22 protein-coding genes and 1 tRNA gene are annotated in these 21,608 nt (G+C 44.8%); 10 read left to right on the top strand and 13 right to left on the bottom strand.

Translation table 11 applies throughout. The annotated features are described in order from the left end of the window. Positions 1 to 109 precede the first annotated feature (109 nt). The 3 genes from LI82_RS11670 (at position 110) to LI82_RS11660 (ending at position 3,683) form a co-directional block, all read left to right on the top strand. Complete coding sequence (locus tag LI82_RS11670) at positions 110 to 649, top strand: hypothetical protein (RefSeq protein WP_048195955.1); 540 nt, start codon at positions 110 to 112, stop codon at positions 647 to 649. An 84-nt stretch (positions 650 to 733) separates the two neighbouring features. After that, positions 734 to 842: transfer RNA gene (locus tag LI82_RS11665), tRNA-Met, on the top strand. 105 nt (positions 843 to 947) lie between these two features. Beyond that, positions 948 to 3,683: a DNA-directed DNA polymerase gene (locus LI82_RS11660; RefSeq protein ID WP_048195953.1), complete on the top strand. Its 2,736-nt coding sequence runs from the start codon at positions 948 to 950 to the stop codon at positions 3,681 to 3,683. A gap of 97 nt (positions 3,684 to 3,780) precedes the next feature. Here LI82_RS11660 and eno read toward each other — a convergent pair whose 3' ends face one another. Continuing rightward, positions 3,781 to 5,058, bottom strand: coding sequence for a phosphopyruvate hydratase (eno, locus tag LI82_RS11655; RefSeq protein ID WP_048195951.1), 1,278 nt, complete (start codon positions 5,056 to 5,058; stop codon positions 3,781 to 3,783). A 177-nt stretch (positions 5,059 to 5,235) separates the two neighbouring features. On the opposite strand from eno, the gene LI82_RS11650 reads away from it, so the two are divergent. Then, positions 5,236 to 5,589 (top strand): MarR family transcriptional regulator, encoded by a 354-nt coding sequence (locus tag LI82_RS11650; protein WP_048195949.1) that lies wholly within the window; start codon positions 5,236 to 5,238, stop codon positions 5,587 to 5,589. A 27-nt stretch (positions 5,590 to 5,616) separates the two neighbouring features. Here LI82_RS11650 and LI82_RS11645 read toward each other — a convergent pair whose 3' ends face one another. From LI82_RS11645 to nadC, 5 genes are all read right to left on the bottom strand, one after another. After that, positions 5,617 to 6,063, bottom strand: a complete 447-nt coding sequence (locus tag LI82_RS11645; protein WP_048195948.1) for a PPC domain-containing DNA-binding protein — start codon at positions 6,061 to 6,063, stop codon at positions 5,617 to 5,619. A gap of 15 nt (positions 6,064 to 6,078) precedes the next feature. Continuing rightward, the gene (locus tag LI82_RS11640) at positions 6,079 to 6,762 is read right to left on the bottom strand and encodes an ABC transporter ATP-binding protein (protein ID WP_048195946.1); all 684 of its coding nucleotides are present in this window, start codon (positions 6,760 to 6,762) and stop codon (positions 6,079 to 6,081) included. A gap of 197 nt (positions 6,763 to 6,959) precedes the next feature. Next, on the bottom strand, positions 6,960 to 8,066 hold the full coding sequence (locus LI82_RS11635) for an FtsZ/tubulin family protein (RefSeq protein WP_048195944.1): 1,107 nt from the start codon (positions 8,064 to 8,066) through the stop codon (positions 6,960 to 6,962). Between the two features lie 56 nt (positions 8,067 to 8,122). Continuing rightward, positions 8,123 to 9,373, bottom strand: coding sequence for a COG1361 family protein (locus LI82_RS11630; RefSeq protein ID WP_081955832.1), 1,251 nt, complete (start codon positions 9,371 to 9,373; stop codon positions 8,123 to 8,125). A gap of 109 nt (positions 9,374 to 9,482) precedes the next feature. Beyond that, positions 9,483 to 10,319, bottom strand: a complete 837-nt coding sequence (gene nadC, locus LI82_RS11625; protein ID WP_048195940.1) for a carboxylating nicotinate-nucleotide diphosphorylase — start codon at positions 10,317 to 10,319, stop codon at positions 9,483 to 9,485. Between the two features lie 135 nt (positions 10,320 to 10,454). Here nadC and LI82_RS11620 point away from each other — a divergent pair, with 135 nt between their 5' ends. The 3 genes from LI82_RS11620 to LI82_RS11610 all read left to right on the top strand — a co-directional run bounded on the left by LI82_RS11620 (position 10,455) and on the right by LI82_RS11610 (position 13,167). After that, complete coding sequence (locus LI82_RS11620) at positions 10,455 to 11,270, top strand: aspartate dehydrogenase (protein WP_048195938.1); 816 nt, start codon at positions 10,455 to 10,457, stop codon at positions 11,268 to 11,270. Between the two features lie 86 nt (positions 11,271 to 11,356). Further along, on the top strand, positions 11,357 to 12,298 hold the full coding sequence (nadA, locus tag LI82_RS11615; protein ID WP_269078539.1) for a quinolinate synthase NadA: 942 nt from the start codon (positions 11,357 to 11,359) through the stop codon (positions 12,296 to 12,298). A gap of 23 nt (positions 12,299 to 12,321) precedes the next feature. After that, entirely contained in the window at positions 12,322 to 13,167 is an 846-nt protein-coding gene (locus LI82_RS11610) for a geranylgeranylglycerol-phosphate geranylgeranyltransferase (RefSeq protein ID WP_048195933.1), read from the top strand. Between the two features lie 3 nt (positions 13,168 to 13,170). On the opposite strand, the gene LI82_RS11605 is transcribed toward LI82_RS11610, so the two are convergent. The 3 genes from LI82_RS11605 to LI82_RS11595 all read right to left on the bottom strand — a co-directional run bounded on the left by LI82_RS11605 (position 13,171) and on the right by LI82_RS11595 (position 16,962). Then, positions 13,171 to 13,806, bottom strand: coding sequence for an RNA ligase partner protein (locus LI82_RS11605; RefSeq protein WP_048195932.1), 636 nt, complete (start codon positions 13,804 to 13,806; stop codon positions 13,171 to 13,173). A gap of 117 nt (positions 13,807 to 13,923) precedes the next feature. Next, a complete protein-coding gene (locus LI82_RS11600) occupies positions 13,924 to 16,122 on the bottom strand; it encodes a CDC48 family AAA ATPase (protein WP_048195931.1) in 2,199 nt (732 codons plus the stop codon). A 147-nt stretch (positions 16,123 to 16,269) separates the two neighbouring features. Then, positions 16,270 to 16,962 carry a (5-formylfuran-3-yl)methyl phosphate synthase gene (locus LI82_RS11595; protein ID WP_048195929.1) on the bottom strand — a complete coding sequence of 231 codons (693 nt, stop codon included), beginning with the start codon at positions 16,960 to 16,962 and terminating at the stop codon, positions 16,270 to 16,272. Positions 16,963 to 17,007: 45 nt separating this feature from the next. Between LI82_RS11595 and LI82_RS11590 the strand changes: the two genes are divergently transcribed. Continuing rightward, positions 17,008 to 17,715: a HisA/HisF-related TIM barrel protein gene (locus LI82_RS11590; RefSeq protein WP_048195928.1), complete on the top strand. Its 708-nt coding sequence runs from the start codon at positions 17,008 to 17,010 to the stop codon at positions 17,713 to 17,715. 68 nt (positions 17,716 to 17,783) lie between these two features. After that, positions 17,784 to 18,032 (top strand): hypothetical protein, encoded by a 249-nt coding sequence (locus LI82_RS11585; protein WP_048195927.1) that lies wholly within the window; start codon positions 17,784 to 17,786, stop codon positions 18,030 to 18,032. Here LI82_RS11585 and tmk read toward each other — a convergent pair. Both tmk and LI82_RS13605 read right to left on the bottom strand, forming a co-directional pair. Beyond that, entirely contained in the window at positions 18,029 to 18,634 is a 606-nt protein-coding gene (gene tmk, locus LI82_RS11580; RefSeq protein ID WP_048196323.1) for a dTMP kinase, read from the bottom strand. The two genes, LI82_RS11585 and tmk, sit on opposite strands and share 4 nt — an antisense overlap. A gap of 91 nt (positions 18,635 to 18,725) precedes the next feature. Beyond that, entirely contained in the window at positions 18,726 to 18,854 is a 129-nt protein-coding gene (locus LI82_RS13605; protein WP_269078530.1) for a hypothetical protein, read from the bottom strand. Positions 18,855 to 18,951: 97 nt separating this feature from the next. On the opposite strand from LI82_RS13605, the gene LI82_RS11575 reads away from it, so the two are divergent. Next, a complete protein-coding gene (locus LI82_RS11575) occupies positions 18,952 to 19,629 on the top strand; it encodes a DUF166 domain-containing protein (RefSeq protein ID WP_048195925.1) in 678 nt (225 codons plus the stop codon). Between the two features lie 106 nt (positions 19,630 to 19,735). Here the strand turns inward: LI82_RS11575 and LI82_RS11570 are convergent, their stop codons facing one another. Further along, positions 19,736 to 21,172: a methanogenesis marker 14 protein gene (locus LI82_RS11570; RefSeq protein ID WP_048195921.1), complete on the bottom strand. Its 1,437-nt coding sequence runs from the start codon at positions 21,170 to 21,172 to the stop codon at positions 19,736 to 19,738. 21 nt (positions 21,173 to 21,193) lie between these two features. Then, the gene (gene trxA, locus LI82_RS11565) at positions 21,194 to 21,586 is read right to left on the bottom strand and encodes a thioredoxin (RefSeq protein ID WP_048195919.1); all 393 of its coding nucleotides are present in this window, start codon (positions 21,584 to 21,586) and stop codon (positions 21,194 to 21,196) included. Positions 21,587 to 21,608: the final 22 nt, after the last annotated feature.

Below are 21,608 nucleotides of genomic sequence, written 5' to 3'. Positions count from 1 at the left end.
AGGGTGCAAACCCTTCTAACTTTTCTTTTTTTTGTCAGACTTTTCGATAAATTAAAATACCTATAAGCTTATTGTATCTCATTCAATTTACAAAAATGAGGTATTTAAGATGAAAATGAAGGTATTGATGATTTCTCTCATTGCGTTGCTACTTGTTGCAATGTCAGGATGTACAGAACCGGCTGAGCCGGAAGATCCCGTAACAACTGCTAATCTTAGTGTTGATGGGGTAGTGCTGGAAAATATTCCTGAAGGTTTCGAATACCTTGGTGCTCGCTCCCTTGAAGTCGAAGATCTAAAATCAGACTATGCGGATGTATCTGGTATCGTTCAGGCTTCTGAAGGTATATATCAGCTTGATTCTGTGGACTATTTCATTACAGCTATTGAGCTTGAAAGTAATGATGCTGCAGAACAGTTTACAACTACCTACAAGGCTGGTTTCCCGGATCTTATAGTTGAGAGGTTCGTAGAAGAATCATTCAATGATCATAATGCAACGCTTATCACAAAATACATTACATCAAATGGTGAACAGGTCCCGCGTTATCACTATGTATGGACAAATGAGAACTTCGTGTATCTTGTCAAAGGTAATACTGATGACAACACGAAAGTATTAGGTCTTGCTGAAGCGACCGGATTCTGATCCGGTCCTTTTTTAAAAAGTTTAAGAGATAACGCAATCAATCGATACACTTTAATACCACTATGTCCATTTAGGTGCTGCAATGCCCGGATAGCCTAGTTGGTTGGGGCGCCAGACTCATAGGGACTTTTAACCGAGCGTCCAAATCTCCTGAGAAATCTGGAGGTCGCGTGTTCGAGTCACGCTCCGGGCACTTTGCCTTTCATTGATCTTATTTTATTTGTTTTTGCTTCAGTATTATTTTTTGTTTTGCTCTTGACAACAAAGCATATATTATGTCTTCACATTAAGTAGTTCCATGAATTTCCAGATCCTGGATGCAGATTATTTCCGTGAAGATGATCGACCTGTAGTACGTCTTTTTGGCAGGTCTGACGATGGGGAGAGCGTCTGCTGTCTTGTTCCGGGATTTGAGCCTTATTTTTATCTTAGTGCATCAGGGGATCTCCAGAAGCTGGGGCAGACAATAAAGGAAAGGTTCGATGTCGTAAAGGACATTGAAGTGGTCGAGAGGTTCGAGCCTATAGGCTACCAGGAAACAAAACAACCCATGCTAAAGGTCACCACATTCGACCCGCGCAATGTTCCTGAGATAAGGGATGAAGTAGCAGGAATGCTGGGTGTGAATGAGATCTATGAAACGGATATTCTGTTCAGGAACAGGTTCCTTATAGACAAGGGTTTCAAAGGCATGGGATGGGTGTCCGCAGGAAATGGTGCCGATGTATCTAAAAATGATCTGCTCTGCGACCATGTCATGAGGGCTTCAGAGTTGACCGAAGTTGACAGGATCGCTAACGCACCATTGAAGTATATGGCCTTTGACATTGAATGCCTGCCTCATGACGGTGGTATGCCTACACCGGATGTTTCTCCTATTATTATGGTAAGTTTTGCCTTTGAGCCGGCTTACAAGGGCCACAGTACCATTATACTGGTCAAGAAAGAAGTAGAAGGTGTTGACGATGATGTGGAGATGTTCGTGGAAGAAGCTGACCTTCTTAACCGGTTCTTTGAGATCATCACGGAATATGATCCTGATGTGATCACTGGCTATAACATCAATGATTTTGATGTTCCCTATATCGTGGACAGGGTGAACACCCTGAACGAATCCGGTGCCGGTATAAAACCGGTTGTGGGAAGGGATTCAAGGCAGTTAAGCTATCGCAAGATCATAAGCCGTACAATGGTATCGATACCCGGAAGGGTGGTCGTGGATGCGCTTCCTCTTATCAGGCAACAGTTCAGCCTGAAAAGGTATACTCTGCGTAATGTTTCAAAGGAACTGCTTGACAGGGAAAAACTGGACGTTGCACCGGCTGATATGGAAGAGCACTGGAATGATTCCGGTGAGAAACTCCTGAAGTTCATAGATTATTCCAGGCGTGACTCCGAGCTTGCCCTCGAGCTTTTGCTTGAGCTTAAGCTTCTGGACAAATATATTGCTTTATCAAGGGTCAGTGGTATTCTGCTTCAGGATACGGTCAGTGGCGGACAGACCAATATGGTGGAACATATCCTGATGACCGAGTTTGGTAAACAGGGTAGGGTAATGTCCACAAAACCGGATGATGAAACTTCAGCTTTCAGGCGCAAGCAGAATGAGAACCTTAAAGGTGGTGCGGTTCTTGAGCCGGAGAAAGGGTTGCATGAGAATGTTATCGTTCTGGACTACAAATCTCTTTATCCTACCATTATGATGGCTCACAACCTCTGCTATACAACTGTTGTAAAACCCGGGACATATCCTGAAGAAGACATCATCAGGTCTCCTTCAAAGGGTGAGTTCGTTAAGCCTGATATCTTTAAAGGTGTCGTTCCTTCAGTTCTGGAACATTTGCTTGACCAGAGGACCAAAACAAAGCAATTAATGAAAAAGGCGAGCGATGAAGGTGAATACCGTGTTCTTGATGCAACACAGCTTGCTCTGAAGATACTTCTCAACAGTTTCTATGGTTATTCAGGCTATGCCCGTGCAAGGCTCTACAGCCTCCAGATGGCCAATTCTGTGACGAGTATAGGCAGGGGTAACATAGCAAGGACCGAGGACATCGTCTGCAACAAGATCGGCAGGATAATTCTCAGGGACAATATAGCTTATCTGACAGATGAGGCCGGTGATATCGGAGAGGATGATAAGGTCGTAAAACTCTCTGTAGCTTACGGTGATACGGACAGTGTTTTTGTTCATTGTAAGAACGATTGTGACGAAGAGTTCCCAGAAGGCGAGTTCTCACTTGAAGACTCTGCATTGGTGGGTAGAAAGGTTGCAAGCATTGTTACAGCATCATTGCCAGATCCCATGGAACTTGAATTTGAGGCAGCTGCAAAGCGTGTTCTTCTGATAGCCAAGAAAAGATATGCACAGTGGATCTTTGAGCCAACGAATGATGGCTGGAAAGATTCGATAAAGGTAAAGGGACTTGAAACTGTGCGCAGGGACTGGTGTGAGCTAACATCCAAGATGCTTAACAGGGTGCTGGAACTTGTGCTAAAAGAAGGTGACATTGACGGTTCTGTGAGCCATGTAAGGGAACTTGTCGACAGGGTGCGCAATCTGGATGTGCAAAAGGACGCTGATATTGTTGAGGACCTTGTGCTTACAAAGAGTTTCTCCAAGTCTCCTTCAAGCTACAAGAACAAACAACCCCACCTTACCGTGGTGGAGAACATAGAGAGACGTACAGGCATTCGCCCGCCGATTGGTGAGAGGATACCATTTGTTATTACTGCAGGGAAAGGTCTTTTCGTAGACCGGGCAGAGGATCCCGAATATGTGCGTGAGCACAATATAACCCTGGATGTGGATTATTACATACAGAAGCAGATGCTGCCTCCTGTAGAGCGTATTCTTGGTGTCTTTGGGGTCGATATGGCTACCCTGAATCATGATTCAAAACAAAAAGGTCTCTTTGATTTCGACACCTCTCCTGAAGAAAAGGTCGAAACTGTAAGAAGGACCTGTAGGGGAACTGAAGCATCTGCTCAACAGGTGGATCAGAAAACGCAGAGTTCCCTCTTTGATTTTTAAATTTAGAAAATTAAGCCAAAAAGAATTTAAGATCAATTCAGAAACGATTTAATTCTTAAAATAAAGTAAAAATAAATCTTAAGTAAAGTAAAAAAGATCAGAGCTGCACGTAACGTGCAGAATCTCCGAGATCTTCTTCTATTCTGAGTAACTGGTTGTATTTTGCAGTGCGCTCACTTCTTGCAGGTGCTCCCGTCTTGATAAGGTCAGCACCGATTGCAACGGAAATGTCTGCGATCATTGGATCTTCGGTCTCAGCGGAACGGTGGCTTACCACAACGCTGTATCCATTGCGCAGTGCAAGGTTTGCGGCATCAAATGACTCGGAGATCGTACCTATCTGGTTGATCTTGAGCAGGAGTGCGTTAGCAGCATCCATTTCAACACCTTTTGCAAGACGTTCCACGTTTGTCACGAACAGGTCATCGCCTACGATGATGGTATCCCATGCTTCACTGGTAAGTGTTGCAAAGTCCTCGAATGATTCCTCATGGAATGGGTCTTCAATGGAAAGTATCGGATAGGTGTCGACAAGTTCAAGGTAATAATCAACAAGTTCAGCAGGTGTGAGCATATTTCCATCGATGGAATATTTGCCATCTTCAAAGAACTCTGATGCAGCAGCATCAAGGCCGATTGTGATCTCGGATTCGGTATATCCTGCTTCATCAATGGCAGATACAAGGGCATCCAGTGCATCGGATGTCATTGAGATCGGTGGTGCATATCCTCCTTCATACCCGACGTTGGTTGCGGATGCTCCGTATTTATCTTCAAGTACCTTGCCAAGTGCGTGGTAGGTCTCGGTTCCCATTCTCAAAGCATTGGAATAAGTATCTGCTCCCTTTGGCTGTATCATGAACTCCTGAATTGAGAGCTCGTTGCCGGCGTGCTTTCCACCGTTGAGCACGTTCATGGTCGGTACAGGCATTGCGAATGCGTTGGTTCCGCCAAGGTAGCGGTAAAGTGACATGTTAAGTGAATCAGCAGCTGCTTTTGCAACGGCCATGGAAACACCCAGGATCGCATTGGCACCAAATGTCATCTTGTTATCGGTTCCATCCAGTGCGATCATCAACTCGTCGATCTCACGCTGGTTGCGAACGTCCATTCCAAGCAGTTCCTTTGCAAAGGTTGCGTTCACATTTTCAACTGCATCAAGTACGCCTTTCCCGTTGTAACGGTCAGCATCTTTATCCCTTAGTTCGAGTGCTTCATTACTTCCGGTCGATGCTCCTGAAGGTACACTTGCCCTTCCAAATCCGCGGCCAGTGTAGATATCGACTTCAACAGTAGGATTTCCTCTGGAATCGAGGATTTCTCTGGCATGTACTTTTTCAATTGTATACTTTGCTTCTTCGCCAATATAGCTCATGTTTCCACCATTAGAACGTTCTATTGACCAATCGTACATTACAGTATATATCGTTACCGCATTTGTTGTTTCAGGGTTTTAATATTATAATTTCCTTGTATGCTCAATATTCTCACAGCATAAATTTATATTGTTGTAGTATTAATATTGTAAGTAGGGAGTGAGAATATTATTTTAATGGATGATGAAGCGTATGAGGTATCATCACTTTTACAAAGCATTGATGTTCCGAGGATCGAAGCACTTTCGATCGCCTGTCTTTTCAATGTAGAAGAATTGAGCTCACAGGAAATCGAGAGAGCTACCGGGCTGAGGCAACCGGAGGTAAGCGTTGCCATGCGGGTGCTTCACGAACGTGGATGGATAGATGAAAGAGATGATAAAAGAACAAAGTGCAGGGGTAGGCCTGCAAAATACTATTCTCTGAAAGTGGATTTTGCAGATATAATCAAGGTATATGAGGAAAAGATACTGAAAATGAACAAAGAAAAGATGTTGGTCATTCAGGATCTTCTGAAAATGACCACTTAATATCGAATCTCAGGGTCTTATCTTTTCTTATTTTGTTGCTTCAAATATAATTGGGGCAAATCCTTTTGCAGTATCAAAAACGCGATTAGCGTCCATGCCGGATATTTCCAATATAAATACTTCCAGCACCATGAAAGCTTCACTTTCTCCACGCATGCATCCAACATTCACACTATCGCCACGACCGGCAGCAGTGTGAAGATGTATCTTTGGTCTTCCTTCCTCTGAAAAGATATTTCCGACCCCTATCACTTCATTCGGGTCGGTGTAATTAACCCACATAGGCTCAGGTGGGATTGCATTTTCTTTTGGACCGATGACAAGGTTCCCTTTAGCCACAGCACCCAGCAGGATAAAAAATGCAGATCCGATACTTTCTTTTTCAGCAAGTCCTTCGAGTTCCTTTAGCAGGTCTTCTCCAGTGTCTATCCTTACGGTAAAGACACGTCCTATATTTCCTTTACTATATTCCATATTTTCACCATTAGTTCATTCATTGACTATTTTCCCATCTACTATCCGCACGATACGGTCAGTCTTTGCGGCCATGCTCTCGTCATGTGTCACAAGAATGAAGGTCTGATCATGCTCTTTGTTAAGCTTTCTTAGAAGCTCATATATCTTATCACTGGAATGGCTGTCCAGATTGCCCGTAGGTTCATCACCTATTACTATCTTTGGATCATTTGCCAGTGCACGGGCTACTGCAACCCTCTGGTTCTGGCCTCCTGAGAGTTGGTTGGGCCTGTGATCCATCCTTTCTTCAAGACCGACCTCTTTCAGAATATCGCTTGCTATCTTTTCAGCTTCACGCTTACTTTTACCTGCTATCAAAAGGGGCATCATGACATTTTCAAGTGCAGAAAAGTCAGGCAGCAGGTGATGGTACTGGAAAATAAAGCCAAGCATCTCGTTGCGTGCACTGGAACGTTCCTTGTCAGACATCGTAGTTACATTTTCCCCGTCTATCAGGATGATCCCGCTGGTAGGGGTATCCAGTATGCCTATCATATGAAGTAAAGTGCTCTTTCCTGACCCGGAAGGGCCGATTATTGAAAGGAACTCTCCGCGTTTAACGGTCATGTTCAGTCCGTCAAGTGCTTTGACCCCAAGCCCATCGGTATATATCTTGGTAAGGTCTCGTATCTCGATTATGTTGGGTTCACTGCTCATGCTATGCCTGCTTTGTTTTAGGTCTTGCCATTCCTTTTTTCTTTCCGGGATTATTTATAATGAATGGTGCTCTCTCATGAGCAAATAGCTTTTGATGGATTCTCAATTCCTGTAATAGCTGACTATGAACAGTCGATATGCAGTTAAAAAAAGTAATAATAGTATGAAATATCCCTTAAAGGGATATTTTAGAATGTTTAATAATCAGGCTCAAGCCCATCGATCTGGGAGAATGCCCGATCGACTCCTTTCTGCTCGGTAACCCTTGTTTTCTTTTCGCGTTCCTGATGGATCGCATCTACGGCAACAGAATAAAGGTTCTCAAGTTCTTCTGCAACTTCCAGTGTCAGCACAGCAAGTACTTGGGGACTTTCTCCTTTCCTGACAATGATACCTTTGAAAACATGACCTACAGATGATGACAATTTTTCAACTTCTGTGGATATCTCGTCAATGCTCAGGTATGACTTGTCACCCTTTATGATGACCATTGCCCTGCTGCCTTCCTTGTACACATCAGTGGAGAACAGAAGTCCTGAAGGTGAAAGTGCTTTCTGTATCGTTGACTTGATCGGCATTCCCTTATCTGCTTCATAGAATCCGATGGTTGCAAGCCCTGCACCACCACTCATAACAGTCTTGAAGTCACCAAGATCGGTCACCATCATCATTTCGCTATCCAGTGCATCGAGAAGGAATAGGATGCGCTTTGCGATCATATCATTGATGGTGTTGTATGCTGACTGTACATCTCCTCCCATTTGTTTTAGGAACTGGTTGTCAGCAAGTATAATACCGTCAACTCCGCTATCACGTATATCCTTCAGGCAGAATGCCGCATTCTGAAGGTAGAGCGTGCCCTCTTCCCTGAAAGGGAGGACGACGACCGCATAGATCGGGAAATCATAGTTCTTCTTCAGTTCCTCGATAAGCGGAGGTGTAAAGGATGATCCTGTTCCGCCTGATGCAGACGTGAGCACAAAGCCGATATCGAAGTTTCCCCTTTCCTCGATCTGGCGCATGATGTTTGCTTTGTTATCTTCAAAGACATGCTTGCCAACATTGCGGTTTGCACCGACTCCGTGAAGGTGAGGGATATGCAATCTGTCCTTTGCTTTGGTGAACCTCATTTCTTTCAGGTCGTTCATTGCAGTGTTGATCGCGATTGTCTCAACATTGCTCTTGTATTTCTGCTGTGAGTAGAACTTTGCAAATTTGCTTTTACCACCAAAAGCCTCTTTGTTTATCGCATCAAGGATACGGTTACCACATTGACCATTTCCTATGACAAGTATATTGAGCAAATAATTCCTCCAGATTTTATCTCTCTTGAAATGTTAATTATGAAGTTAGTCGGTGATTAGTATTTGTATTGCCTGGAACGGTAGAAGACCCATCCTCCGATTGCAAGAATGAACACTAATGGGATGGCATACACATACAAAGGCTGTTCGAAAAGCACATCATATTCACCTTTTACCACAGTGAGTGCGTTTGTAGTTAGCTCTCCGCTGACAACCTCTGGTCCTTTGGAACTGCCACTGTCATACTGGTATGAATATTCTGTTGTAATTGTATAAGTTCCCACTTCAGTTGGCTTGATATTGTATTTGATCTCTTTTTCCTGATTCAGGCCAAAGTTCTCAATATATACTTTTGGTACATTATTGATCATTTCAATGTTATCGCTGCTGCCTTCAAAATCAAGTCCTTCGGGGATCTGGATGTTCAATAAGACACCATTTGCAGATGCTTCACCGATGTTCCTTATATTTATCGTGACCTCTACATCATCACCTCTTTGCACGCTTCTGGTGTTCATTGAAGTAGAGAACTCAAGTTCTGCGACCTTTTCTTCGCCAGTGACCGTAACAACAGGTCTGTTCGAGGTAGCCTGCGGGAAGTCCAGATCTGCTTCATTGGAGAATGTTGCAACAGTGGGTTTAAGTTCAAATGTACCTGGTTCATTTGCCTGGAGTTTATACAGGAAAATGGTCCTTTCTTCATATTTGTCTATTGACATTGGACCTGCTTCTTCAAGGGTAATCTCCTGCAAGATGAATCCGGCAGGCTTCGGATCAGTAAAACGAACCTCAGTAGCTCTTCCATCTCCGTCGTTCCTGACCACTACTTTGATTGTGACAACATCGCCCTGTTCTACGCTATAGGAACTTACTTCCTTTGTGATCTTCAGTTCAGGTGTACCTGAGAATTCTGCCTTATCCTGGCCACCATCAACTATCTTATCCAGGTAAACTGCATCGTCATCATCTATGGTAATTGACATTGTTGCACGTGGCACCATTCCTCCGATCACGGCGTCCAGTGTGAATTCTATAGTTCCTTCTTCCACGTCAAAAGAGAACGAGTCTTCCTCGTTAAGCATTTTGTCATGTATCAGTTCATCCTGGTCATATACTTTGAAAACACAGGTGCCAGCATCTACGAACACCTCGGCAACATCGATCACTATATTATTGATCTGGTATCCGTCTCCTTCCTCTATGCTTCCGTTGAACAAGACCTCTTTGGCAGATGCACTCGATGTGAAAATCAAAGCTATCAATGCTATCGCCACTATCGTCACAAACAAATTTTTAGACCGAAACATAATTCCCTCGACGCAGAAGTAAATTGCTATTTATTAGTTTTTTTAGAGTATATACTCCACCAGCATCAATACAATATAAGAATCCAATAAATAGTTTGTGATAATGGCATCACATATCAGTTTCTACCAATTCAAGACTGATATCCGTCCACTCTGCTTTATGCACCAGTGAACCCACAGATATCACATCAACGCCTGTCTTGGCATATTCTGAAATGTTGTCCAGGTTTATACCTCCTGAAACCTCAATGATGACATCGTCCCTGACCCCTTTACGCTTCAATTCTTCCAGCGTATGGATCACCTGTCCGGGTAACATGTTGTCGAACATTATAATGTCTACACCCAGTCGTGCCGCTGTGATGGCATCTTCTGCGGTTTCGACCTCCACATCTATCTTCTGTGTGAATCCTGCCAGTTCTTTGGCGGAAATGATCGCGTTCTCAAGACCCATGGCGTTCCTGTGGTTGTCCTTGATCATAATGGCATCTGAGAGATCGAACCTGTGAGGATCTCCTCCACCTGCAATAATGGCAAGCTTTTCGAACTTTCTGATCCCTGGGGTTGTTTTCCTGGTCCCGGCCACCTTTGTATCCGAATACTGCCTGACGGTCTGTACATATCTGTGGGTCAGTGTTGCAATTCCGGTCAGATGTCCCAGGAAGTTCAGGACAAGGCGTTCGGCACGTAATATTGCTACGGAGTTTCCAGTTACTTTAAATATCGTATCCCCTGCTTTGATCTCATTCCCTTCCACAAGTTCAGTATGTGTCTGGATACCAAAGTATTCCATTATCTTTTGTGCAACTTCGATCCCTGCGACAACACAATCCTCTTTTGCAAAAATTATCGCATTGATCTTTGTTTCAGGAACAAGGGTGCAGGAAATATCGTTAGCCCCAAGATCTTCACTGATGAATCGTTCTATCTCACAGTTCAGTATCATATTACCACATATATTAATGCCTCAAGAGGTTTATATGCTTTTAGAGTATTTTGGAATACCATGGTCGAACCTATGGGTCGGCCGATATTCAACTAACCATTATCTAATTAATAAAATATTCATAAGGAGTCCAGAATGCTAAAGATCGGAGTGTTCGGATGTGGAGCTATCGGTACCGAACTTTGCAAAGCTATCGATTCCGGCCACATAGATGTCGAACTGTATGCAGTGTATGACAGACACGAACAGGCAACAATTGATTTGAAAGAACAGCTCAGGAACGTGGATCCGAAAGTTCTTGAGATCGTAGAGATGGTAAAGCACGTTGACCTTGTGGTAGAATGTGCCTCCCAGCAGGCAGTCTACGAAGTAGTTCCTACTGCCCTTCATGCGAAATGTGATGTAATGTCTATAAGTGTAGGAGCTTTTGCTGATCAGAATCTCCTTAAAACTACCACTGACCTTGCAAAGGAGTATGACTGCAAGATATACCTGCCCTCAGGAGCAATTGCAGGTCTGGATGGCTTAAAATCCGCATCTGCAAAAACGATCTATTCGGTGACACTGACTACGGAGAAGCATCCCAGAAGCCTTGCCGGAGCGCCCTATGTTATCCAGAACAACATAGACCTTGATGCTATCACAGGAAAGACCGTGATATTTGATGGTATGGCATCAGAAGCTGTCAAAGCTTTTCCTGCCAACGTTAACGTTGCAGCTTCCCTGAGCATTGCAGGCATCGGTTTTGATAGAACGAAGGTCAGGATCGTTGCAAATCCTGCGCTTTCAAGGAACATCCATGAAATTACCGTGGAAGGGGAGTTCGGAATGTTCACAAGCCGAGTGGAGAACGTCCCGGCCCCGACAAACCCTAAAACAAGTTACCTGGCTGCCTTGTCAGCAATATCTACGTTAAAGAAGATCGCATCTCCGCTTCAGGTAGGTACATAATAGGTCCCTTGGGGCAAAAATGTTTAATCCTTAGTTATTGTAGCTCGGTCCATTAACATACATTAACATGTCGTAACCGCTACAAAATTGAAAAATCAAGTGATCATATGCAGGACAGGCAAACCATCATTAATAAGATCAGATCGTTAAAAAAAGAGCGCAATGCCGTTATCCTGGCTCATTGCTATGCACGTGATGAAGTTCAGGATATTGCAGATTTTGTAGGCGACTCTCTTGGATTGAGTCAGGAAGCAGTCGATCAGGATGCCGATGTGATCGTGTTTTGTGGTGTAAGCTTCATGGCTGAAAGCGCTGCTGTCCTCTCTCCTGAAAAGATGGTTCTTATGCCTGATGCAGATGCGAATTGTCCCATGGCGGCAATGGTGGATGTACCATCTCTTCGTGAGATGAAGAAAAAGCATCCTGATGCAATGGTGGTCTGCTATGTTAACACGAGGGCCGATGTCAAGGCTGAAAGTGATATCTGCTGTACCTCGGCCAATGCGGTGGAAGTTGTGAACTCATTGGATGCCGATGAGATCATCTTTGTTCCGGACAAGAACCTTGCAGCTTATGTTGCAAAACACACTGAAAAGAAGATAATTCCGTGGAACGGTTACTGCCCTGTGCACAACCAGATCCTTGAAGAAGATGCTCTGATGGCAATGCACGATCATCCGGATGCAGAAATGATGGCACATCCCGAATGCCGTTCCCAGGTACTTGAGGAGGCAGATCATGTGTTCAGTACCACAGGTATGTTGAAGTATGCAAAGGATTCTTCATGCAATGATTTTATCATTTCCACAGAGCAGGGAATAATGCACCAGCTGGAACTTGAGAACCCCGAAAAAAGATTCTATCCAGTTTCCAGATTTGCCTTTTGCTCTGACATGAAGATGATCAACCTGGAAGCAGTACTGCGTTCACTGGAGAACATGGAACATGTTGTGACAGTATCGGAAGATATCCGTCTGGGTGCAAAACGTTCCCTTGACCGCATGTTAGAGGTCAAGCGCAGCAGGTAACTTCATTTAATGGGGCTATAAATATGCGATCCTACCTTGAACTGATGCGTGCCGGCAATTGTGCAATGGCGGCTTTTGCTGCACTGGTTGGTGTCCTGATAGCATACAACATTCTCTCATCAGCAGGTTCAGCTGCCTCACTTTCATTTTATGATGCATCGCTTGTCTTTTTCATTGTCTTTTTCGTCACAGGTGCCGGAAACGGGCTTAACGATTATTTTGATATCGACATAGATACCGTGAACAAGCCTTCAAGGCCGATCCCCTCTGGTAGGGTTTCATTAAAGAGTGCCCTTTATTTCTCTCTCATACTTTTTGGTGTAGGGATCGCAATGGCATTTCTTGTCAATGTGCTTTGTGGCATCATTGCCATGCTCAATTCACTGGTTCTGATACTCTACGCAAAGAGCCTGAAACGAACTCCCTTCTTCGGCAATGCTTCGGTAGGTTATCTTACAGGTTCCACCTTTCTTTTTGGCGGTGCAGTTTTCGGTATGGAAGGTCTTCAGGCAGTAGTTGTTCTTTTCCTGCTGGCAACGCTTGCTACCATCGCTCGTGAGATCGTAAAGGATATCGAGGATGTGGAAGGCGACAAAAAAGAAGGTGCAAGAACATTACCGATCCTTATCGGTTCAAAGAAAGCATCCTATGTGGCAGCAGTTTTTGGTCTTATAGCCATGCTGGCAAGCCCTGTGCCCTATCTTCAATCAATACTGAACGAAAGATACCTTTTCGTTGTGGCAATTGCAGACATCTTCTTCCTCATAGCGGTCTATCAGATACTTGGAAAGAATGATGCTGCACGCTCTTCAAAACTATTCAAGTTCGCAATGCTTTTCGCATTGGTCTCGTTCATCGTTGGTGCGTAAAGCTCACTTTTTATCGTTCCCGTTAGAAGGCGTGTGCTTAAGGTATTCCTGAAGCATCATGGGAAATGTTGTTGCGGGTACGAACCTGACACCAAGCTGTTCTGCCCATTTCTGGATACCATAATCACTTGCAACAACTGCTGCATCCAGCTCCTTTGCAAGAAGCAGCACATCAATATCAGGTGCGCTGTCAAGAATGCCATAGCGAAGTGCTGAACGGTACTTGTTCCTGAACTTACCTACAATGCCACCAATAAGCTCGCGATCGATCACATTGTCCATATCATAGCCGGTATCAGTTTCGGGATTGACAGAAAGGCATTGTACAGATGCTTCCCTGATGGCTTCTTCTGCTACGTTCATACCTTTGTTGATGCGCTCGCGCATATATGCAACATACTCGTGGAAAATATGGGATGGTATCTTCACATCATGCCTGTCCGGTGCTTTTTTGACAAGCCATGTATCTATCTTTGCAATGACCTCATCGTCACAATCGTTGTTCTTTGCAAACTCATGAAGTTCCTTGTATACGGACGGGAATGGAACATAACAGCTTATCTGTAGATGAAGCCTTGATTCTGCTATTAGTTCCAGTATTGTGCGCATCCCCTCACAAAGATCCTCAATTCCCATCATTTCCCGAGTCTGAAGGTCGGTCAGAGCGGTAGTATCTATTACAAATCTTTGTCTTAACGTTGTTACTCCCCCTTGAGTGATACAATATCTGTATTTAGACTCTTATTCTCTTTTCCCTCAGTCTTCATTCTCTTCCGATTCTGATGATCTTGAGAACATACAGGCAGTTTCGACATACATCTCCATCTCACGATTTGATGTAGAGGGCTTGACGCGCGATATTGCTTTCCTGAAATGTGATGTCTGAAGCACTATCCTTCTGGCTGCTTCATAAATTTCTTCCTTTGTCATTTTCGGTTTGATGTTCTCTCTCAATGCCATCATTGCAGCTTCCCTGCAAACCGCTTCGATATCTGCACCAACATAACCTTGTGTCATATCAGCAAGTTCGGAAGGGCTGATATCATCTGAAAGAGGTTTACCGGCAAGATGGATGTTGAAGATCTTGACACGTTCTTCCCTTTCAGGTGCTTTTACATAGATGAGCCTGTCAAAACGACCGGGTCTTAAAAGTGCAGGATCGATAATGTCCGGACGGTTGGTTGCAGCAACGACCACAATGTCCTTCATCTCCTCTATACCATCGATCTCAGTAAGTATCTGGCTAACAACACGTTCAGTTGCCTGTGATTCAAGCCCCATTCCCCGTTTTGGGACCATGGAGTCAAGCTCATCAAAGAAAATAACCGTTGGAGCTGCCTGTTTGGCTTTTCTGAATGTTTCACGGACCGCTTTCTCGGATTCTCCAACGTACTTGCTGAGAAGTTCTGGTCCCTTTATACTGATAAAATTAGCCTCACTTTCGTTTGCAACAGCTTTTGCAAGAAGTGTCTTTCCCGTTCCAGGTGGTCCGAAAAGCAGTATGCCTCTTGGAGGACTGGTGTTCAGACTTTCGAACATGTCCGGGTACTTCAGAGGCCATTCCACAGCTTCGATCAGTTCCTGCTTTGCCTGCTCCAGTCCACCGATGTCATCCCACATGACATGCGGGACCTCAACGAACACTTCCCTGAGCGCAGATGGTTCGATGTTCCGGTGCGCTTCGATAAAATCAGCTTCAGTGACCTCCAGCTGTTCCATTATCTCGGGTGGGATCTCCTCCTCTATACTAATCAGAGGGAGCATCCTGCGAAGGGCATGCATTGCTGCTTCCTTGCATAAGGATGACATGTCGGCTCCTACGAAACCGTGAGTCATATCGGCGATCATATCAAGACGCATGCTTTTTTCTATCGGCATTCCTCGGGTATGGACGTAGAGTATCTGCAGCCGTCCGCCCCTGTCAGGTATTCCTATCTCGATCTCACGATCGAAACGGCCACCTCGGCGCAATGCCTGGTCAATGGAGTTCGGGCGGTTCGTGGCTGCTATAACTATCACTTTTCCTCTGCTCTTCAATCCGTCCATAAGTGAGAGCAACTGGGCGACAACCCTTCTTTCCACTTCTCCGACAACGTCGTCACGCTTTGGTGCGATGGAATCGATCTCGTCGATGAAGATGATGGATGGTCCTTCCTTTTCCGCGTTTTCAAATATCTCACGGAGCTTCTGCTCACTCTCGCCGTAGTATTTGGATATGATCTCAGGGCCGCTGATCGGTATGAAGTTCGCTTCACTTTCACTGGCAACCGCTTTTGCTATCATTGTCTTGCCTGTGCCGGGAGGGCCGTAGAGCAGTACTCCTTTTGGAGGGTCGACACCAAGTTTGTCAAAAAGTTCCGGATGGCGCAGAGGAAGTTCTATCATCTCGCGCATCAGCCCCAGTTCACGTTTCAAGCCGCCGATATCCTCATAGGACACCCCTTCATTGATATCTGTTTCAGCAATTGGCTTGTCCATTATGATGTGGGTTGTACGACCTACAACAACGGGGCCCGGGGGTACTGTTGACTTGACAATAAAGGTAAGAGGGTTGTTAACGGTCTCTATCCTGACACGCTGTCCTCTTTCCAGGGGTCGCCCTTCCAGATTTCGGTGTATTGAGCGTGAAAGCCTTTCCTGGGCGAAGGGCCTGGTAGGTGCAAGAGTTATTCTTTCAGCTTCCTTTTCAATAATTCTCCTTACAGTTACCTGATCGTCGATGCCAACACTTGCATTACTTCTCAGGTTGCCGTCGATGCGGATGATATCTTTCCCATCATCATCAAGGTTTGCCGGCAGGACCCTTGCATAGGTCTTCTTTTTACTCTTTATCTCGATGATGTCCCCACTTACTGCACCAATTCTTTGCATAAGCGCATTGGAAAGTCTGGCGATGCCTCTGCCTGCATCACGGTGGTTTGCTTCTGCAACACGAACAATAAGGTCTTCTGACATATCGATCACCTGTAGTGGAGCATTGAAGGAAAGGCAGTGCCAGGGGCGATGAATACAAAACCCACTACAAAGTAAATTCTACAGTAATAGTATAAATAAAAGATGATGCAGAAGAGCTTCTGCAAAAGAAAAATAGTATGAGACCTATCAGATCTCACTCTTTAATTTCTCAACAAGCTCCTGCTTGATGGTAGTGCTGCGGTCTCCGCCACAGACAATGCCGCGCACACCAATGATGGTAGGCTGGATGCGCTTTAATGCAGGTATGTCATCGAACTTGATGGTTCCTGCAATTGCGGTCTCAAGTCCGCGTGCGTGTGCATCGTTAACGAACTCAACAAGGTCCTCTTCGTTCATGAACTCGAAGGTGGAGCGACCGTCCTTGACACCAGTGTCGACCATAACTAGGTCTACACCTGCTTTCTCTCCAATGGCAGGGAGTAACTTCGGATCGATGGAGTCGATACGCTCATAGTCGGAATATCCACAGGCAACGACCTTGATATCCATTCCTTTTACGGATTCAGCGATACCGGTCATCATTTCAAGTGCCTGGTCTTCGGTCTTTACGTCATAGAGACCGATCTTCACATAGTCTGCACCTGCAGATGCAGCCCCATATGCGGCAAGTGCTGCGGTGCCGGGCTTGAAATTAAAGTCACCGAGTGCGGCACTGATAGGTCTTTTACCCTCAATTGCCTCCTTCACATCTCTGATGACCCATGGGAAATTTGCACCTAATGAGCCTTCCTTTGGGTTCTTGATATCAATTACATCTGCTCCGCCATTTAGTGCAGACATCGCTTCTTCAGTGTTAATGGGACTTACGAGTAATTTCATATATTGGCCTCTTTTTTATAGGATGAACTAAAGTATCGATTAAATATGTTTCGAATCGTCTTTGTATTTGATGTATATAATCATAATGCTGTTCATGCACAGGGCGGAGACCGTCGCAGGTACCGGCCGGTACATGAGTCCAGTACGCTATGCACAACATCGGATCCTGTGGAGATCGTTCGCAGTCTCAGGCCGGAAGAAGTGTATATTGCAGACCTTAACCGCCTTCAGGGTCAGGGGGCACCGGATATCAACTTCGATGTTATCAGGGCTGTTTCAGACCAGACAAATGTCATGCTGGATGCGGGGGTCTCTTCTTTTGAGGATATCATGTCCGTAATAGACCTTGCAGACCACCCCGTACTGGGGACAGAGACAGCTTCACTTGACACGATATCGAAGGTAGCTTCACAATACCCTTCCAGGGTAAATGTCAGTATCGACAAAAAGGATGGTGTGATACTCTCTTCAGACCCTTCTATGCCCAAAGATCCACTTGAGATCGTTGAGATGCTTAATGGTCTTGATATCAATGATGTCATATTCCTTGACATGGATATGGTGGGAACGTCAGCGGGTTTTGATGCACAATTTTTAAGTCTGATAGCAGATGTTTGTGAACACGATGTCCTTCTGGGCGGAGGCGTAAGGGGCTTAGAAGACATCGGACAGCTTGAGGATATAGGTATCAAAGGCGCATTGGTGGCTACAGCTTTACACAATGGCTCTATCCCTGTTACAATGTTACAATAAAATTACAAACTTATAACTAAACTTACAATAAACAGATAAAAACTGAAAATTACATATCTGGTGATAATATGGCAGAAGATAATACGGTAGAAGATAATACGAATGTTGCTGAAGGCGAAGAGTACATGGAGATCAAGATGGCAGGTGGCTGGTATCTTACTATGACCCTTGCAAAAAGCGAGAAGTATGACAGTGAATATGTTGAGGTCGCAAAGGAAAGAAGCGGTCAGAAAAGGAGCCGCTTTAACATAAATCCGAAATACGCACGTGAACTTGGTGAGACACTCATAAAGTTCGCAGATGCGAACGGTCTTTAACTTTCCATGATCGATGTGATTGCCTGCAACACATCGTTCTCTATTTCTTTAAGGTCTCTGTCGGTATCTATTATGACGAACCTTTCAGGTTCTTTCTCTGCAAGCCGAAGATAATTCTTTCTGACTCCATTTAAGAGCTCGATCTTCTCGAACTTTGTCTGTTCCCCTCTTTTACCACAGCGACGGACTGCAATTTCCGGATCAATGTCAAAAAGGATTGTAAGGTCAGGGACCACTGTCCATCCTTCATGGATCTGCTGAACCCATTCCATGGGCTCATCGAACTTTTCCCTGAGTGTAACGCCCTGGTATGCATATCTGCTGTCCGAATACCTGTCTGAAATTATTATCTTTCCTTCTTCAAGTGCCGGACGTATCAGAGTTGCAATATGGTTTGCATGGTCTGCGGTGAAAAGCATCAGTTCTGCAAGGTGGTCTGTATTGGATTCAATGGCTTTGTAGACAGCATCTCCTATCCAGCTTGTGGTAGGTTCCCTTGTAAACACGGCATTGGAAAAGGAAGGATGTGAGTTCAAAAAACGTGTGATGGTGGATTTACCCGACCCATCGATACCTTCCAGTGTTATGAGCTTTCCTTTCATGAGTGTCAAATGTCCTTCGGTCCTATTAACTTTATATCCTTCGACCTTATTTCCTTTAACTGTATGTTCATAGATCTGGTATTCTTTGACCTTATGTCCTGGAAGTATCTTCACTACCGCACTGGGGACATTTTATTGGAAAGAAGTTAGGATCTGCCTGAAATACAAAATCACACATATTACATCTGAAATATACCATTGACTGGTCGATATCTTCCATTTATATCACCTTAATATTTTAGAAGTAATACTAAGATTGAACAGTAAACAATATTAATATATCGCTATTTCAATAATATCACAGACAGGTATTGAAAATGACAATAATAGGAGTTATACTTCGCGGAAAATATGGGTCAAGGCTTGTCGAGACTGTGCGTTCGAAGACCGATATGGAAGTCATAGTGGCAGAGCTTCCCGCTTATCTTCCGGATTTCATAGATGAGCCCGAGGAATTCTTTTCCGGGCTGGACTTTGATACGAAGGTATTCGATGCTGACATCATAATCACTTATTCCCTGCATCCTGATATTACGCCCCAGATAGCCCGCATGGCAGGCAAGGCCGGTGTGCGTGCCCTGATAGTCCCGGGAGGTGCTTCAAAGGCACCTGTTAAGGAACTGGAAGCTATATCAAAAGAGTACGGTATCTTCATAGAGGTCGATGAGATCTGCTGCAATGTGGCATCCGACCCGGCTACCGATGATTTCACTTGTTTCTTTGGAAACCCTGTACTTGATGTTGAGGTAAAGGACGGGAAGATCGCAAAAGTGAATGTGATACGAGGTGCCCCCTGCGGCAGCACCTGGCACCTGGCTGAGGCTCTTGTAGGCACTCCGGTAGAAGACGCTGGTCCAAAGGCCGGTCTTATCGTTTCCCAGTATCCCTGCCGCGCTGTCAGGGGAAACATGGGAGGCATACATGAATCTTCGGAGATGCACAAGCAGGAAATAGAGGCTGCCATAAAACGGAAACTGGCTTCAGCTAAAGATTGAAGGACGAAAAAGCAGAAGCTGAAACAGATACCTGAAAGTAAAGCCAAAAATAAAAATAAAAAAAATAGAAATAAATACTGGCAGGATCGTTCCCCTGCCCTTCATATCATTTGTTCTGAAGTTTCATACGCTGTCCAAGGATGCATTTCCCACCGCGATGCCCGCCAAGGGGATTGAACGTGGTTCCCAGGGAGTTCATGCACCTTGCCATGACCGCAGCTCCTCTTGCAAGACCGTCATCCACGAAGACAACGTTCTCTTCGATCTTGTCGTGAAGTCCGAGCTCTTCCAGGTATTTCAAGGTAAGCTTTGCCTTCTCGCCACTGATGCCGGCACGTCCTGTAATTCCTATGCTTGTCTCAGGATACACGAGTCCTTCTTCCTTTGCGACTTTGACCAGCCGGTAGATGACCTGTGCCATGACCTCATCTATCACTGCAAAGAGGACTTTGAGGCCGTACTTGTTGTAGATCTCACCGCCCAACATCGAAAGCTTATCCATGTCGGACCCATTATCTCCTACATCGCATCCTATAAGCACAACTCCGATATCCTTTGCAGCTTTTGGGTTTACAGGTACGCTGCCATATCTATTCCGGCTTTCTGGTACCTTTTCTATGATAATGTGATCGAGAACTTTCTTTGCGTATTCCTTGATGTTCTTTCCCTTAAGCAGCATTGTAAGTTTATCCGTATGGATGTCAGTGAAGACGTCCAGTGCAGTGCCAACCCTGCTGTCAACAGTTTCCGTACCTTTTATCAGTGCATCGGGTATTGCTCCTGCATATCCGCAGAAGTTACCGATGGTCTTTGCATATGGTTCATCAGGACTGATGATCCTGCCATCAAGGGTCGTTCCAAAGTCCATGGACATGCATGGGTTGCGGAAGTCCACATCCACCCATTTGGCACCTTCCTTGATACCTGCGGTAGCGAGTTCTCCTTCCATCTCATTGGCAACTATCTCAACACCTGTGGCGCCGGTAGGCGGTAGCACACTGGCAACAGCTCCATCGAAGAACACTTTGTCCAGTTTACTGTGTTTCTGGAACTTTTCAGGGAGGTTATCCACACTCATAGGTGGTGTCATGTGCTTTGGTGGCACTCCTGCGATCAAACATCCATCTGCAAGGGCTTTGATGAATTCCCCTACTTCCTCGGGGGCATCGAATCCTGCAACAACTCCTGTTGAGCGTACAACGAAACTGATGTCTGTTTCGATGTCAAGGTGAGCACTTTTCACAGCTTCCAGCAATGTTTCACTGACAAGCTCAGAAACTGATTCCCGGGTAAGTTCCACTCCGTTCAGGGTCTTTCCGAAAACAGTTTCATTAGCTTTTGGTGGTCTGACGTCCCTCGTCATTTTAACCGTCTTTGTAACATGGTATGTCTTTCCTTCATCCATATTGGTGGCTGTCAGAATACACTTGGTGGTGGTGTTCCCTACCTCCACGGAAGCTACGATGAAGAAAGGCTTTGAACTTGATTTAAGGTCAAGGAGCCTGACCCCTGGATTTGCTGCGAATCTTGGTTTATGGGACATTATATCATCTTCCGGTAATTATCATATAAGTTTGTTCAATCTTTCAACAAGCTGTTCTTTCTGGAATGCACCCACTATCTGTCCGGCCGGGTTTCCATCTTTGAATACCAGAAGTGTGGGAATAGCTGTGATATTGAACTTTCTTGCACTCATCTGGTTCTCATCAGTGTTCAGTTTCCCGAAAACGATCTTGCCTTGCATCTCTCTTGCGAGGGCATCAATAACAGGTACCAGTTTTCGGCATGGTCCACACCATTCTGCCCAGCAATCGATAACTACAACTGGATATTTTGATATGAGTTCATCAAAGTTTGCATCCGTGGCATGGATGGGGCTTTCCGGGAATAACCTTGTTTCAAGGTTATTTTTGATCTGTTCCAATCGTTGTTGTCTGATCTTTTCTAAATCATCCATTGTGCTCACCTGATCTGCCTGT

The sequence above is a fragment of the Methanococcoides methylutens genome (assembly GCF_000765475.1).
Lineage (GTDB): Archaea > Halobacteriota > Methanosarcinia > Methanosarcinales > Methanosarcinaceae > Methanococcoides > Methanococcoides methylutens.
The sequence above is the reverse complement of the archived record's forward strand: the minus strand, read 5'-3'. Positions and strand labels throughout refer to the sequence as shown.